At 60.4% G+C, this 14704-nt stretch carries 6 protein-coding genes and 3 pseudogenes; 5 read left to right on the forward strand and 4 right to left on the reverse strand.

Translation table 11 applies throughout. From position 1 onward, the window contains the following. The first annotated feature begins 79 nt into the window (after positions 1 to 79). Positions 80 to 2299 carry an SLC26A/SulP transporter family protein gene (locus C0Z16_RS34135; RefSeq protein ID WP_407070725.1) on the forward strand — a complete coding sequence of 740 codons (2220 nt, stop codon included), beginning with the start codon at positions 80 to 82 and terminating at the stop codon, positions 2297 to 2299. Between the two features lie 558 nt (positions 2300 to 2857). Here the strand turns inward: C0Z16_RS34135 and C0Z16_RS34145 are convergent. The 4 genes from C0Z16_RS34145 to C0Z16_RS34165 all read right to left on the reverse strand — a co-directional run bounded on the left by C0Z16_RS34145 (position 2858) and on the right by C0Z16_RS34165 (position 10264). After that, positions 2858 to 4267 carry an adenylate/guanylate cyclase domain-containing protein gene (locus tag C0Z16_RS34145; protein WP_244201464.1) on the reverse strand — a complete coding sequence of 470 codons (1410 nt, stop codon included), beginning with the start codon at positions 4265 to 4267 and terminating at the stop codon, positions 2858 to 2860. Positions 4268 to 6100: 1833 nt separating this feature from the next. Further along, entirely contained in the window at positions 6101 to 7717 is a 1617-nt protein-coding gene (locus tag C0Z16_RS34155) for a hypothetical protein (RefSeq protein WP_102636405.1), read from the reverse strand. 417 nt (positions 7718 to 8134) lie between these two features. Next, positions 8135 to 9442, reverse strand: a complete 1308-nt coding sequence (locus tag C0Z16_RS34160) for a tryptophan leader peptide (RefSeq protein ID WP_102636406.1) — start codon at positions 9440 to 9442, stop codon at positions 8135 to 8137. Positions 9443 to 10042: 600 nt separating this feature from the next. After that, on the reverse strand, positions 10043 to 10264 hold the full coding sequence (locus C0Z16_RS34165; RefSeq protein WP_102636407.1) for a hypothetical protein: 222 nt from the start codon (positions 10262 to 10264) through the stop codon (positions 10043 to 10045). A gap of 104 nt (positions 10265 to 10368) precedes the next feature. On the opposite strand from C0Z16_RS34165, the pseudogene C0Z16_RS34170 reads away from it, so the two are divergent. From C0Z16_RS34170 to C0Z16_RS34185, 4 genes and pseudogenes are all read left to right on the forward strand, one after another. After that, a pseudogene (locus C0Z16_RS34170) lies at positions 10369 to 11084 on the forward strand (transposase). Between the two features lie 542 nt (positions 11085 to 11626). Continuing rightward, positions 11627 to 11689, forward strand: a pseudogene (locus C0Z16_RS39695) (DUF2894 domain-containing protein); the annotation flags it as partial. A gap of 237 nt (positions 11690 to 11926) precedes the next feature. Next, positions 11927 to 13850 (forward strand): annotated as a pseudogene (locus tag C0Z16_RS34175) (potassium transporter Kup). Positions 13851 to 14391: 541 nt separating this feature from the next. After that, positions 14392 to 14704 (forward strand): phospholipase D-like domain-containing protein (locus C0Z16_RS34185; RefSeq protein WP_407070723.1); only part of this gene is annotated, 313 nt, incomplete at its 3' end.

Here is a 14704-nt window from a genome sequence, read left to right on the forward strand (position 1 = left end):
CAGACGCAAGGACGACGGCGGATACTGGGTCGCGCGGCGTGCTGGCATGCCTCAGCGCCGCGCGTTGCGGGAGAGCGCCGTGAAGGAAGGTGCCACAGGTTCTGCGTCGAAGTCCGCGTCAAAGGTCGCCGGCCTGCTCGGCGACCTAGCGGCGGGCGCCGTCTCGACGCTTGTCATGCTCTGCTACGCAATGAGCCTGGGCACGTTGGTCTTCAGCGCGGACCTCGCGCGCTATGCCCAACTCGGCGTACCTACGGCGCTCGTCAGTTGTATCGTCACTGCGATCGTAATCTCGCTGACCAGTTCGATGCGTCTGAATATCGCCGGGCCTGACAGCAACGCGACGGCGTTTCTCGCGGGGGTGGCGGCAGGCGTCGCGAGCAGCGCACGCGCCGACGGCGGCTCGCCACCAACCATTCTGCTGACCGTACTAATATCAATCGCGCTATGTTCGGTGCTGACGGGCGTTGTGCTGCTGTCAATCGGCTCGTCGAAGCGCAGCCGTTCCTTGCAGTTCCTGCCGTATCCCGTGGTCGGAGGGTTTCTCGCGGGCACGGGTTATCTGCTGCTGGCGGGGGCGTTTCGCGTGCTGACGGGCGCGTCGCCGCAGTGGCATAACCTCGGGTTGCTAGCGCATCTGCACTGGCTTGCATGGACACCCGCGCTCTTCATCGGCGTGCTCACAACCGCGCTTACGCGCGGTTGGCAGCACATTGCCGCGCTGCCGATTGTACTCCTGGCCGGAATCGCGCTGTTCTATCTGCTGCTTCATCTCGCCGGACTGTCGATCGACGATGCGCGCAACATGGGCCTGCTACTGCCACGTGTGAAACTGCAATTATTCCCCGATGTGCATATTCCTGCGCCGCTCGCGCGCGGCGCGATCGACTGGGCCGCGATAGGCGCGCATCTGCCTGAGACGCTCGTCGTGACATCTGCATCGGCGATCACGATCCTGATGAACTCGACGGCCATCGGCGCGTTAACGGGCGAAGACATCGACCTGAACCGCGAAATGCGCGCGGCGGGACTCGCAAACATCGCGAGCGGATTGCTGGGCGGCATGGTCGGCTATCAGTCGTACAACCGCTCGATGCTCAACGCGCGCGCCGGCGCGACGAGCCGGATGGCAGGCGTGTTCGCGGCGATCGCGTGCCTCGTTGCGCTCGCGGCGTCACCCGATCTGGTCGCGCTGTTTCCCGTGCCCGTGCTGGTCGGACTGCAGCTTTTCATGGGATTGCGCCTGATGCTGCAGTGGCTGGTTGGCGCATATGCGCGGCTGAACTGGTACGAGTACGCGCTCGTGCCAGGCATACTCGCCGTGGTCGCGTTCTATGGCGTCGTCGCGGGTGTGATTGCGGGCGTGATCGCCGCGTGCGTGATGTTCGCGCTGCTGTATGGACGCGTCAGTTGCGTGCGGATGGAATTCGATGCTACTACGCGTACCTCCACAGTCGAGCGCACTATCGAAGAGGCAGCGCGTCTGCGCGAACTTGGCGCGCAGCTATTCGGCGTCTGTCTGCAAGGCTTCCTGTTCTTCGGTACCGCCAACTCGATCCTGCAACGCGTGCGCGAGCGCCTCGACGTACATGACGCATTGCCCGTGCGCTATGTCGTACTCGATTTCGCGTCGACCAATGGCATGGACGCATCGATATCAATTGCATTCGTGAAGCTGCGGCAACTTTGCGCAACGTCGGGTGCGGATCTCGTGCTGACCGCGTTGCCCATACGCTCGCGCAATCTGCTCATGAAGACAGGCACGCTGCATTTACGGATACGCGAGTTTTCAACGCTCGATGCCGGTCTCGAATGGATCGAAGATCAACTGCTCGAATCCGATGCCGACACGGATCGCTCCGGCGAGCACGATTTCCATGCGACGCTCGCGCCGCACTTCACGCCGTGCGCGCTCGAAAAGCTGTGTGCATGTCTGGAAGCGTGCGATCTCGATGCCGGGCAGCCGCTGTTCTCGTGCGGCGAGCCGGGCGATGCGCTTTATATCGTCGAGCGCGGACGCGTCGCCGTTTCGTTGCCGCTCCTCGATGGCCGGCCGGTGCGGCTGCGCTCGTTCGGTCCGGGCACGATCGTCGGGGAAATGGCCGTGTACACTCAGAGCGCGCGAAGCGCCGACGTGATCGCCGAAGCACCGACACGCGTTCACCGTCTGTCGGTGCCCGCGCTTCTCACGCTCGAACGCGATGACCCCGTCACCGCGCAGCAGTTTCACCGCTTTCTGATCAAGACGATCGCGTCGCGACTCGCAGTCGCCGATGAAGCTCTGCGCGCCGCGTGGTAATTGACGCACAAAACGAGGCCTGCCGCCGCGTGCTCGGCCTCGCCACCCACGCCCGCTTACTGCGACATCGCGCCCGATGCGGGCTGGTCCGTGCCGATCGAGTGGCGCTTCTTCATCTTGCTGCCCTCAGGCACGCACCCGGCTCCGAAAGAGATAGTCGGCGGGCTTTTTTTAGTCCTCGCGCAGAAGTCCACGTCGCGACAGCTTCAATGGCGGCTTCTGGCCGGCCAACCTCCTGCCCTTGTTCCACGGCACCCGCCGGCCGCTCGAAGAATTAAGCGTTTCGATATCGAAAGGGGATTGGTTGTGCGCTTTGAAGCGGACGCTCTTCGACCCACCGACGCCTCCTGAACTCCATCTCGGCGGCGGCTTTCACAATTCAGCAGCCCATCCGCGCGGCCACCTGACCGATGGCTATGCGCCGAGCCGGCAGATCGTGCTCTACACGTGTTCAATTGCCCTAGGACCGTTTCGCGACTTCACCCATAGGTGTGCTTGACTTAATGACGTTCTTCCCGTCGTCCAACTCAGTGGCGAGATCAATGTGGTGACTCGTCATCACACGGACGCGATGCGATACGCGCTTGCCATGCCCTGGACGCCGCGAAGTGGAGCTTCAAATTCTGCGACGGTGCGGCCAGCAAGGAGATCACGAACGCCAGGTGAGCTGTAGAGCGCTTCCGAGATGCAAATCTCTCCGGCTTCGGCGAGAGACTGCACGCGCGCGGCGACGTTGACGGTCTGCCCGAAATAATCGAGATTGTCGTTCAGCGTCACTGCTATCGACGGCCCGCAATGCGCCCCGATCTTCAGAATGATTGCTGGTTCTCCACGCTCGCGATTGAAGCGTCCAATCTCATCGACAATCGTTAAGGACGCGGAAACCGCGTCCGTTGGTCGACAGAAGACGACCATCACAGCATCCCCAATCGTCTTTACGATCGCGCCGGAATACCGTTGTGCGACCATCTCAAGCAATGCGAAATGCTGTCTGACGAGGCCGTACGCATTCAGATCGCCGAGGCGTTCATACATGGCCGTCGAACCCTTGAGATCGGTGAAAACAAACGTCACTTGCCGAATCCCAAGCCCCTCCCTCTCGTCAACGCGTTCCGAGCGAAACAGGCGCCGGAAGGTTTGTCGCGCCACTAGCGTCCCCCCGGAGAGATACGGTTCGAATTCGAGCGGCGGCTTGATGACCTGGGCGACGACCTCGGGAGGCCAATTGATCAGGAGCAGCGACCCGCGCTCGCTCCCGGTATTCCTCACCTGAATGACAACAGGGCCGGGCGGCACAACGGAGAGCGCCGGGGCAAACCGTTGCCCGTCATATCCCACCTGCAGCAGCGTCGGCGACCTGACCGCCTCGCCGGAGATCGCAACTATGAGAGCGGCCTGTGTCACTACATTCACGCCCGACAAGGCACCGGGGCCAAGGTCGGCCTGCACAGTCGTCGTCGAAGCTGGGGGCAGAAACGTCAGGCCGCGCACCAGTCCTCGTAAGAAGTCAAGAAACCGAAGTTGTTGGCCGGCGAACCGACCGTCACCGTTAAATCGTAGCTTCCAGTGGAAATCATCCACGGAAAGCGACTCGGGATCGTGGTATGTCAGCCTCCGGAGTTCGGGAGATATAGAAAATGTGACTTCGATGAAATCGTCCAGGTCGGTTTCGCCTGTAACGTCGCATAGCCCACAGACATAGTGAGTCTTGAGCGTGCGCAACGATCCGAAGCTATTGAGGACCATTCCTGACTGCGGACAAAGAACGTTCCAGTTCATTTTGAACAGTCCGTACCGCGCCGCATGAAGAAAGAGGTCAATGCATTCAGCCTCGCCTATGCCGCGGTCACGCGCAAACGCCAGCGGGTTGACCCGATAAACGGACAGATCGTCGCCGCTCCTGATCAGAGTTTCGAGCTTGGAAATGACGCGCGGGCTCCATGACCTCGCCTGCTCGATCTCGATCATTTTGCGCTCGAGAAACTGATCGTCAATGTGCATCGTCGCGGCCGAGTCAGCGGCAAACAGTCGGGCACGATCCCCGCGTCCGTCGCCTGATTTCCGGAGTACTTCCGGGAGCGTTGCTTCTCCTTCCGTTCACTTTGCCTACCTCCTTCGCAAATCGCTATAACGCGAACAGCGACGAATTAAGTTCATGATCGCCCATCTCTTCGTGGCATCTCTACCTCAAGTCGATCCCTCGTACCGCATTTGGGACTATAGCGCCAACTGACGCATCGCAATCTAGGTGCTTGCACTTGCCTTTTAAATTAACAACATTAGTCAGGCAATTGGCGGAATCCCGCAGCGCGCCCTAGTCTGGCCCAGAACCCCTCCGTACCCTTGCGCCACCTGTCGATGTCGCTCTGCGTCTTGAAACGTCGTCCTCGCATATCCAGCCCGGTCCAACTAAACCGCGTAGATATAGCGAGGCGTCCGTTCGTGTCTCTATTGTTTTGTGTCAATGTCTACTGGCATGTGTCGAACTGTATTGTTCGTTCACACCTGCCGATACACTCGCCCTTGATACGTAGAAGCGCATCTTGTTTTCCTTGTTACATTGGCGCTGAGGCGAGCCATCCAGCGCCGACGTCGTGTGCACGCCATACTATCGCTAAAAGCGGTTCGCTCCAGCGGTCACGAGAACGATTTCCACGTCCGTCCCATCAGCCAACCCCTCTTGAGAACCACACTATGGATAGCGACATCGGCACAGCGTCCGCGAGGACCATTGCTGAATCAGGTAGTGCCGCTATTGCAAAATTTGTTGCATGACCACTGGGCTACGGGCGCTGGAAGTGCGGCAGTCATCAAGTGAAGCGTCCGGGTTCGCGCCTATGACTTCACACGTCGAAGGGCAAAAGGGGAAGTGAGAACGAGACGGTGGACCGCATTGCAGCCGAGTTCGGGACGATAGACTTCGGACTACGCCTACCCGGCTCTGGGGAGGAAAGTGATGCACTTGCGGACAGACAAAGTTTGCGGGCAATTATCCGCCTCTCATCCGCGCAACTAGGACTATTGACCCCGAGGACGTCGCCCAGCTCGAGGCCGCCCTCATTTCAGTCCGAACGCAATCGTCAAGCGGTGCTTCGTGGACCATGTTGGCACGTCTCGAAGCCCCCTTTCCAGAGGGCGGGTTTCTGACCACGGACGCTACTCGCTTCGTTCATACTTACGGGCTCACAACTCGCATCAATCGGGTACCGTTGGCGTTTCGTTTCAAGAGGAGTGACTGATGCGCATTTGCTACGGCAGGCAAGTGCGGCGCGCTGATGGTGCTGGCGCTTACCTGCGCATACGGGTCGGGAGTACGTGTTGGCGGCGTGCGTGGCCGGTTACCCTGGACCGGCGACGTGCGAATGGCAGGAAAGCAGCGGCCAACGACCTGACCGCGACCGAGCCTCGAACGACGGCAAAAGCCGACGACGCAACGTTCACCGTTGCAAATTGAACGGCCGCTTGCTGAGTGAATCCGACGTCTGAACGTCCGAGCAACATTGCCTGGGAATGTCTCTTGTTGGCCGAACCCGGAAATGCAGCCGCTGCAGGCGATCACCCGCTGCATCGCGGCGCGGAACTTCCGTAGCCGCCCCACATCTGCCGCGTTCGACTCTCGGTACGCCGACCGGCTCTTGATGAACCGCAACGGCCCGTCGCTCGCGGTCGTCGCCCGACGCGTAGTTGGCGACTCGGCCGGCAAGAAAGGTCGAACTGCGAAAGGATAAATGGCCGGCATCCGTTGCGCAGTGGTCCAAGGCGTGGCCCTCGCAGAGGTGGCCGTTGAGCCCTTTAAGTCGGTTAGCTGTCTTCGTCCAACAGCGCATCGTCCGCGTCTACGAATGTAGCCTCTTGGGCAAGCTGCTTGCCGTTCGTGTCGAGGTAACCAATGATCTCAGGCACACCGGGATTGAGTACATCGCTCTTCTCGACCGGATAGACGAATTGCCGCCACACCATCATCTTTCTTATGCGCCAGTAATTGGAGGGCGTTGGAAGGTTCGTAATTGTGGGCTTCCATATGCGAGGTGCCCCTTTTGGATGCAAGGGATAAAGCTCCGTCCAGCCTCCTCGCAGGCCCGGCCGCCCCATGCCATCTTCAAGGCTGAATGCGTACCTCAGGAAAGCGGCTTGCGACCATCGGGAATGCTTTGGCGGATTTAGCTGCCATTGTCCGGGCACCGCTTGCGAAATGGCCCCCTCTGGCGCCGCAGGCGGGATCTCAGCTAACAACTTCTGGGCACTGCTGCGCCATTTAGCGACCGTGTCGAGACAGTCACGATAGTCCCGATCTAGCTCCGTTCCGACGTCGAGCAAGTGCGTCATGTAGTTGTTGACGACATTGTTCAAATCCGGATCCGAGTAGGAAAACTGCCCGTCATTGAAATAGTATGCGACGTCGGAGCTGAGGGTTCCGAACCTTTCATAGAATCCAATTGGCGTTATCTGTTTGAGGCGATTCATCTGTCGGATGGCCACCAGACGTTCAATCGCCTTTGCCCAGCCCAGGTTCATGCCGCCGTTGCCACCGGCAGCAAAGTTGAACATCGAAGAGAAATCGTGCAACACCGCGGTATATCCGGAGAACTCCGGATAGGGCAGCGGTGGCCAGCCAGTCATGTCCTCCGCACGGTTGACGCCGGCAAGGCGGGTGTTTTGGTCAACCATGTACTCCTGATACTGCGGTCCTCTGATGAAAGCGATCATCTCATCGATGAGTTGCTGCTTGGTCGCGCCGACTCCAAGTCGTTCTTTACCCGGTGCGCCGAGGATGAGATAGCCCAGCTGATTAGCGCCAGCGATCATGAACCCCACGTACTTTTGATAGGCGTCGTCATCCGTCTCGCTGTCGATCCCGTGGAACTTCGTCATAACGGCTAGATACGACGACAGCACACTAAGCGCTTTGAAAGCTGCCACCTGAGCGGTAAGGTTCAGCATGACGTAGGCAAGTGCCTTGTCGGTTGCGGGCTCCAACCACTTATCTGGCATCAGGTACCTGCTGTTGGCGCCAGTGACATCCTCAAGGTCAGCTCGCAGAGTTTGCTTCGACGGGGCACCTCCGTCACGCAGGATTTTCAGCGCTTCGTCGGGGGTTTCCTCGGACCATGCCGCAAACTCTTTTGTTCCAACGTCCCCGAGCCGACTCATCCAGATCCAGTCAAGGAAGCTATGTGCATAGCTCAGTTTGGGGTTCAGTTCGGTCTGGTCGATAAATCCTTTGAGGTCCTCGAACATCTGCTTCATTTGTTGCTCAGTCACTGGCGGCGGCGCGTTATCCGCACCGAAAATCAGGCCCAGAACCTGCCCACTCGCCAGTTTTGCAATACCGCCCCACGGGGATGGCAATTCGGACGCGATTTTTTCGGCCGCCGCGTTTGCGACCTTGTCCCACGGAATGCTGAGATCTGTACTCATCGTTATCGCTCCCTGGTGAGGAAACGCAACGCCGTTCTGTTTCACCGTTACGCACTAGATGTTGGACCCGCTCCCGAATGCGAGATCACGCCAGCGCGCCGAGGGGTGTCAGAAAAGCTCACTTGCCCGCGAGCCTTCGACGACGACGTTCCGACTTCGGTTATAGGATTTGACTAAGGGCGAGCAATTCAGGACTTACCCCTACTGCTTCGTTCCTTCACTGCAGAAGGTCCGTCGCCGGGCGTGTGCGTCTGGCGCGCAGCATAACCGGCACAGCCGCTGCCCAGCGCAGGGCGTACGGCTCCGTGCGCTTTTAAACGAGCGCGGCTAAGTGCGGTTAGGTAGTAGGACCGGTAGATATCCACACAAAAGAATAAGGCTCGATATTGTGGGAGCAGATCACTTCGACGTGCGGCCTCATGCCAACACCTGCCCTGGCGTACCGTCAAGGATACGAAGCTTGTCGTCGATGTCGGGAATGCTGCGGCCGCCGGCAGGAAACTCATTGACAAGACGATGTGCGGTCGCACGACACTGGGAAAACGTCTCATGCAATCGCGGTTCGGCTTGCACGGCGACGACGACCTTTTCGAGCTCGGAGGGTGACTCGCTCAGAAGTGCGGGGACGACCTCTTCTGGCAGTATCAGAGAGCCGTTACTCAGAAGCTGAGCGGTCCAGTCGCATCCGTAGAGCAGCGCTCGGCGCTCACTGCTTTGGACTTCTTCCTGGTCGAGCGCGGCAAGACTGTGCCGGTTCTTGTGAAGCGAAGTGCGCCATGTTGTGAGGATTTCGCCGCGCAGTCTTGCAATTGCTTCACCAAGCGCCGCATTCTGCCCACCCGCCGCGAGGCGACGCTCGTCGAGTCGGTCGACATAGTCCCGATAGCCCTCGAGGAACGATTGCCAGTTCAACGGCAGTTCGGTCGTCTGCGAAAACGACTGGCTGAGCTCACCCAGTTCGTTGCTGACTTCATGGAGGGCTCGGGCGTCGTCGAGACGTGCCTCATAGACGTCGTGCGCCGTCACCATCTGCCGATGCAGCGGAAAAAGCGGGTTGCTGTGGCGGCGTTGGAGGTGCCGCTCGGCGGCGCCGGGATGAGTGCTCCATTTCCAGTTGGGAAGCGATTTTGCATCAAAGTCGACCGCGTCTATCATCGGTCGGAAGATCGCCAGCGCCTCATCCGTTGCATGGCGAAAGCAGTCAGCGAGCTTATAGTCATTGCCTTGCAGACTGCCGTTCTCATCTTCAGCGTAAGGCGATTCGGGCGAGAGACGCAGGAAGCCGGTGGCCAGAAAAAATTCCATCGGTAGCTCCACCGAGAGGCTCTCTATTCGGAACTTGCGCTCCCCGGAGGAAATCTCCTCGACCAAATGCGCGAGGCGGTTTTCGAAGTCGAGCAGCGTATCGATCCTGTCGCCGGACGACGGCTGCGCTGCCTCAGCGAGCAGGCAGAAGGACTCACGGGCCATTCGTGCAGCGATAGTGCCGTGCTTCTCGGCAAAGAGCCAGAACCAGAGGGCGAGCTGATATCCTCGAACGCCGTTGCACAGAACCGGTTCGACCTCCACTGTGAACGTGATGCCCGGCGCGGCCCAGCCTGCGAACGGTGCTGCCTCGCCGCCTAGGTACGTGGCCAGAAGCTGCTTTATGGACTGATGCGTGTTGTTGGGCCAGCTTCGCGTCTTGTCTTGCCGCTTCTCGGCTTTCCAGAGTCTCCAGGCCATCGTGAACCTCGCAAGGTGTGCGGTATTGTGGGTTGGCAACGATACTTGCACACTCGGCTTGGGCCGTAAACCGGCGACTGCCCTTGTTCTAGGCGGACAACTACGTACACTTCTTGCTGTCAGAGCGGGCCTGGCAGTAGGAAACGGAACGATGGTTGCAGATGCACCACCGATGACCGAACAGATGGCGCCAAAAGCAAGGCATTTGCCGCCCATTTCGCGAGGCCACGCCTAACGCGGTGATCGGCGATGACCGACCCTGAGCTGCCCTTTTTGCCGTCGTCACGTCACCGTTCGCTTCCTCGGTCTTATGGACATTCGCGTCGGCAACCGTCCCACGACGTGTCGTTGATCCGCTATGCGACAAACCGGTCCGCCACTCTTTATCGTAGTCCGCGCCGATAGCCGACTTTCAGTGCGTCGTCCCGACGAGGAATCTCTCCTGTGTCGGGACGCAGGCTAAAGGACGACGCTCTGCGAGATTGCAGACACGGGCTCGGTGACTCAGTAGGCAGCGCTTCCCCATTAGCATTAGATGGAAGTCATGGCTGGGAGAACGTGTGCACCTAATGCGATCTGCTCGTCAATTTGCTCATCGCGCTACGCGCTTTTGGGTCCAGGCACCGAAGATGCTTTCTGCGCCGTATCCAGTGCCGTCACAATACCGCTGCGTCGCTGGCGCCGGATGGCGTGCAGGCCGAGCGTCGAGAGGTGTACAGCGCGGCGCTGCTCTTCAGCGGTGGCATAAAAGAGACGCCGGTTGCGATCGGCAAATCGACGAAAAGAGGCCAGAAAAAAGGCCTGTTCGCGATGCAGACGCATGCACACGACCGATAGAATTTCGTCCTATACCCACGTTACGCGCCGTCACGCGTTCGATACGAGTCGGATCGTTTTTTGCACATCGGATTTCCGGTTAATTCAGCATGACACGGCTTGCACGGCACTACGTCCCAGAACAACCGCAGCACGTTATTTTGCAGGGGCTCACGGGGCCCGCATTCCTGGACGAAGGAGACTACCTGTACTTCCTCGCCTGCCTCGCAGACGCAGCGCGCGTCGCCGATCTGGCAGTCCACGCGTGGGTCCTCATGCCTGACGCGGTACAGCTCCTCGTCACGCCTTCATACGAGTCGAGCGTGGCCATGGCGATGCAAGCGGTCGGCCGTCGCTATGTCGAGACCTTCAACGGCCGCCATGGACGCCGCGGTATCGTGTGGCGTGGCGGATACTCGGCAAAGTGATCGAGCCCGACCGGTACTTCCTGCTCGCGAGCCAGGTCATCGATCATGCGCCGGTGCGAAACCGCCTTGTGACCGAGCCGGGAAAATACCAGTGGTCGAGCTATGCGCACCACGTTGGGCTGCGTGTCGATAGCTTCATCGAGGACCATCCACTCTATCGGGCGCTCGGCAATACGCCGTTCGAGCGCCACCAGGCTTACCGCCATCTGGGCGCACAGCGTCTTGACGAACGCGAGGTCAATAACCTGATGCAGTCGACGCTCGAGGGCTGGGTGCTCGGCAGCGCCGCGTATTGCGAGTGGGCGGCGCAGACCGCCAATCGGCGTTTAATGCCCCTGTTGCTGCGCGACCGGCCGCCGGAGCTTCGCACGACGCGCGCCCTTGCACACGCGGGCTAAACAAAAGAAAGACAAGCAAGGAACGAACATCGAACTACGGCCGCCAAAACACGGGCGCGGCCGCGCCGGAATATCGGAGGGATCAGTCCTCATTCACCTGAAGTAACTTCGCCTCGCGACTTGCAGCGCGCGAGTTCAGCGGGCGGATTGCGAAGTACGCAAACCGCCTTACCGGCTGGCTCCCTACGCACACTTCTCGAAGAAAGCGCCCACTGAGGCGATTGAGAATTCGCTGATCTGATAATGGGCTGCGCAGGGCTTGTGTTGAACCCGGCAGCGCTCTCCGGGAACAAGCAGTACCACGCCGCTCGCCGGTTCAACGTACCGCAATCCGTTTTTCTCTTCATTGAGCGGCGAGTCGCGGACAAGCCGCGCACGTGACTCATGTCGAACGTTGAACGGCTGCTTCGGAGAGGATTGACTGCCCGCGGCGGGGTCGGCTACGGCCGATCGCTCGTCGGGCACAGGTCAGCCATCTACGGACATGCCGGTCCGCTCAACTCGAGGAGTCTCGTGCACCGGTCGCTCTCGCTGATGGCGCAATCTCGCCAGGATATCTCCACCAGTTCCTGTCGTATGTCGATGCCTTGTCGTGGATGGAGCAGATAAACGGCGGCGGTGCTGTGGCGGGTAACGATGCGCCTCAAGCCGTGAGGGCCGCGTGCGGGGCGTTTTTGCAGGCAATTCCTATACTTCCTGTAACCGTAATGCCTAAAGCCGCTATCGACCGGCAACCCAGGCGGCATCCTGATCGCCCCGATAAAGAAACGAACGACGGCGCGCAGCGGCACGGCGGCCCGTGCGGCCGTTGCGCTGGCGCACCACCGAACCAGGAGGGAGACATGGGACATTCCGTATCCGCCGCGCCCGACGCCGACCGGGTCGGTGAGCCCAGTCCGCACCGGAAGGCCCTCCCGGCGCTTGCGCTTGCAGCGCTCGGCGTCGTCTACGGCGACATCGGCACGAGCCCGCTCTACACACTGTCCACGGTGTTCGCTCCAGGCAACGGGCTGCCGCTTAACGCATTCAATATCGTCGGCATCGTCTCTTTAATCTTCTGGTCGTTGATGGTGGTCGTCTCGCTCAAATACGTCGTGCTGATCCTGCGCGCGAACAACCACGGTGAAGGTGGCATCATGGCGCTGCTCGCACTCGCCGCTTCGTCGGTCGCGACACGCCCGCGGCTACGCCGCGCGCTGCTCATGGTCGGGGTGATGGGTGCTGCGCTCTTTTTCGGCGACAGCGTGATCACGCCGGCGATCTCCGTGCTGAGCGCCGTCGAAGGCCTCGAGGCCGCGGCGCCGGGGCTGAAGACGTATGTGATTCCGGTCACGCTGGCAGCTCTCATCGCACTCTTCGTTATGTAAAAGCATGGCACGAGCGGCATTGGCGCAGTGTTCGGGCCGGTGATGGTAGCGTGGTTCGTCGTGATCGGCATCGCGGGGCTCGTCAATATTGCCGCGGCGCCGGTCATTCTGATTGCACTCAATCCGCTGCAAGGGCTCGGCTTTTGCCTGCACCATCGATGGCTTGCGTTCGTCGCGCTCGGCGCCGTCGTGCTGTCGCTGACAGGCGCCGAAGCGCTGTACGCTGACATGGGCCATTTCGGCAAGCGGCCGATTCGCGTCACCTGGTTCGGCATCGTGTTCCCGTCGCTCGTACTCAATTACTTCGGTCAGGGAGCGCTGCTGCTCGCCAATCCCGGCGCGCTGTCGAACCCGTTCTATCGGCTTTTTCCGCAATGGGCGATCTTCCCGATGATCGTGCTCGCGACGATCTCGACGGTCATCGCGTCGCAGGCCGTGATCTCCGGCACTTACTCGATGACGAAGCAGGCAATGCAGCTCTCCTTTTTGCCACGGATGAGCGTCGTCCACACGTCGGAGCAGGAAATCGGCCAGATCTACGTGCCCGGCGTCAACTGACACTGCTCGCCGCCGTGATCGCCGCGGTGCTCGGCTTCGGCTCGTCGACAGCGCTCGGTCCGCATACGGCATCGCGGTCACCGGCACGATGCTGATCACGACGTTCCTGACTTTCTTCGTTGTCCGGTACGCATGGCATTACAACTGGCTGCTGTGCGTATTCGCAACCGCGTTCTTCTTCGTGATCGACGCGGTGTTCTTTTCTGCGAACCTGCTGAAGATTGTCGAGGGTGGCTGGTTCCCGCTCGTGACCGGCGCGGTGGTGTTCACGATCATGGCGACCTGGGGCCGCGGCTGGGAAATGATGCTGGCCGAAGCACGCGTGCGCGCCGGCAAGACGCCGCTCAAACCCTACCTGACATCGCTGCTCGAACGCTCGCCGGTGCGTGTGGGCGGCACCGCGATTTTCCTGACGCCGCATCCGGAGGCGGTGCCGCATGCGCTCGTCAACAACCTGCACCACAACCGGGTGCTGCATGAACGCGTGATATTCCTGACAGTGGTCACCAAGGAGGTGCCGTGGGTGCCCGACAGTGAGCGTGTGACGGTCCAGCCGCTATGCCCGGGATGCTATCAGGTGACGATTGTCTACGGGTTCAAGGACGAAGTCGATCTGCCGCAGACGCTCGTAACGTGCAAGCCAGCAGAGCTCGCGTTCGAGCCGTCGGAAACGTCGTGGTTCCTGAGCCGCGCGGCGCTCGTGCCGAAGCCCGGCCGTGGAATGGCGCTATGGCGCGAACGGCTTTTCGCGGTGATGCTGCATAACGTCGGCAATGTCGCCGCCTTCTTCAAGCTGCCGGCCAACCGTGTGATCGAAGTCGGCGCGCGGGTCGAGATCTAGGCCACGGGAATCGTCACGATCGGCGCTTTCGACGTGCCGCTCCGCGCGGAATATCTGCGTCGCGCCAACGGTCGATGCCCGTGACCGGCCGCTTTCGGCAAATTTGGGTAACCGCAGCGGGTGGTTCGCGATATTGAACTGGTCAGTGCTGCGCGCGCGGATTCAATCTGAATCGGATGCGGCACTCTTGCGACTTAAGAGCCGTGTGGAAGCGTCACCGCAACATTAGCAATGTCGCTCGGCCGGCGTTGTGACCTGGCGTTTTCACGACCAGCCTGAATCCTTGGGTATAAGTCTGCTAGCGGCCGTTCGTGAGGGCAATCGAAGCGCAACGGGGCGCCATGTGAGGATTCGGTTCAGAGTCAGCGCGCGGCCAGGTTCGGCCATTGGTTCGATCAAAGCCGCGGTCGCTTGAATGGCTGCTCCGCATTCGAAACCCGCCACGAAAATCGGAGCGCTGAGACAAGCATTGATCGATCCGCCGTCCGGAACGCTCGTACACTAACGGTTCCGACGAATGTTCGCTACGCGAGGCCCGCGCATGCCGACGATTGCCCTGATTGTCTTGACCGTCGCGGTGACGCTCGTCGTCGTGCTGATGATCGCGAACCTGACGAGCGGCGAGAAGAAGATCGAGCACAAGATCGAACGGCTGTACGCAAGCGACGATCCGCAGTTCACCCGCTCGATGGGGCTGCTGCTCGGGCCGCCCGTCGTCGGCGGCAATCGCTTCGAGGTGCTCTTGAACGGCGACGAGATCTTTCCGTCGATGCTGGAGGGCATCCGGTCGGCGCGGCACACGATCACCTTCGAAACCTTCATTTACTGGTCCGGCGCGATCGGCGAGGAAATCG

This window comes from Paraburkholderia rhynchosiae (genome assembly GCF_002879865.1).
Classification (GTDB): domain Bacteria; phylum Pseudomonadota; class Gammaproteobacteria; order Burkholderiales; family Burkholderiaceae; genus Paraburkholderia; species Paraburkholderia rhynchosiae.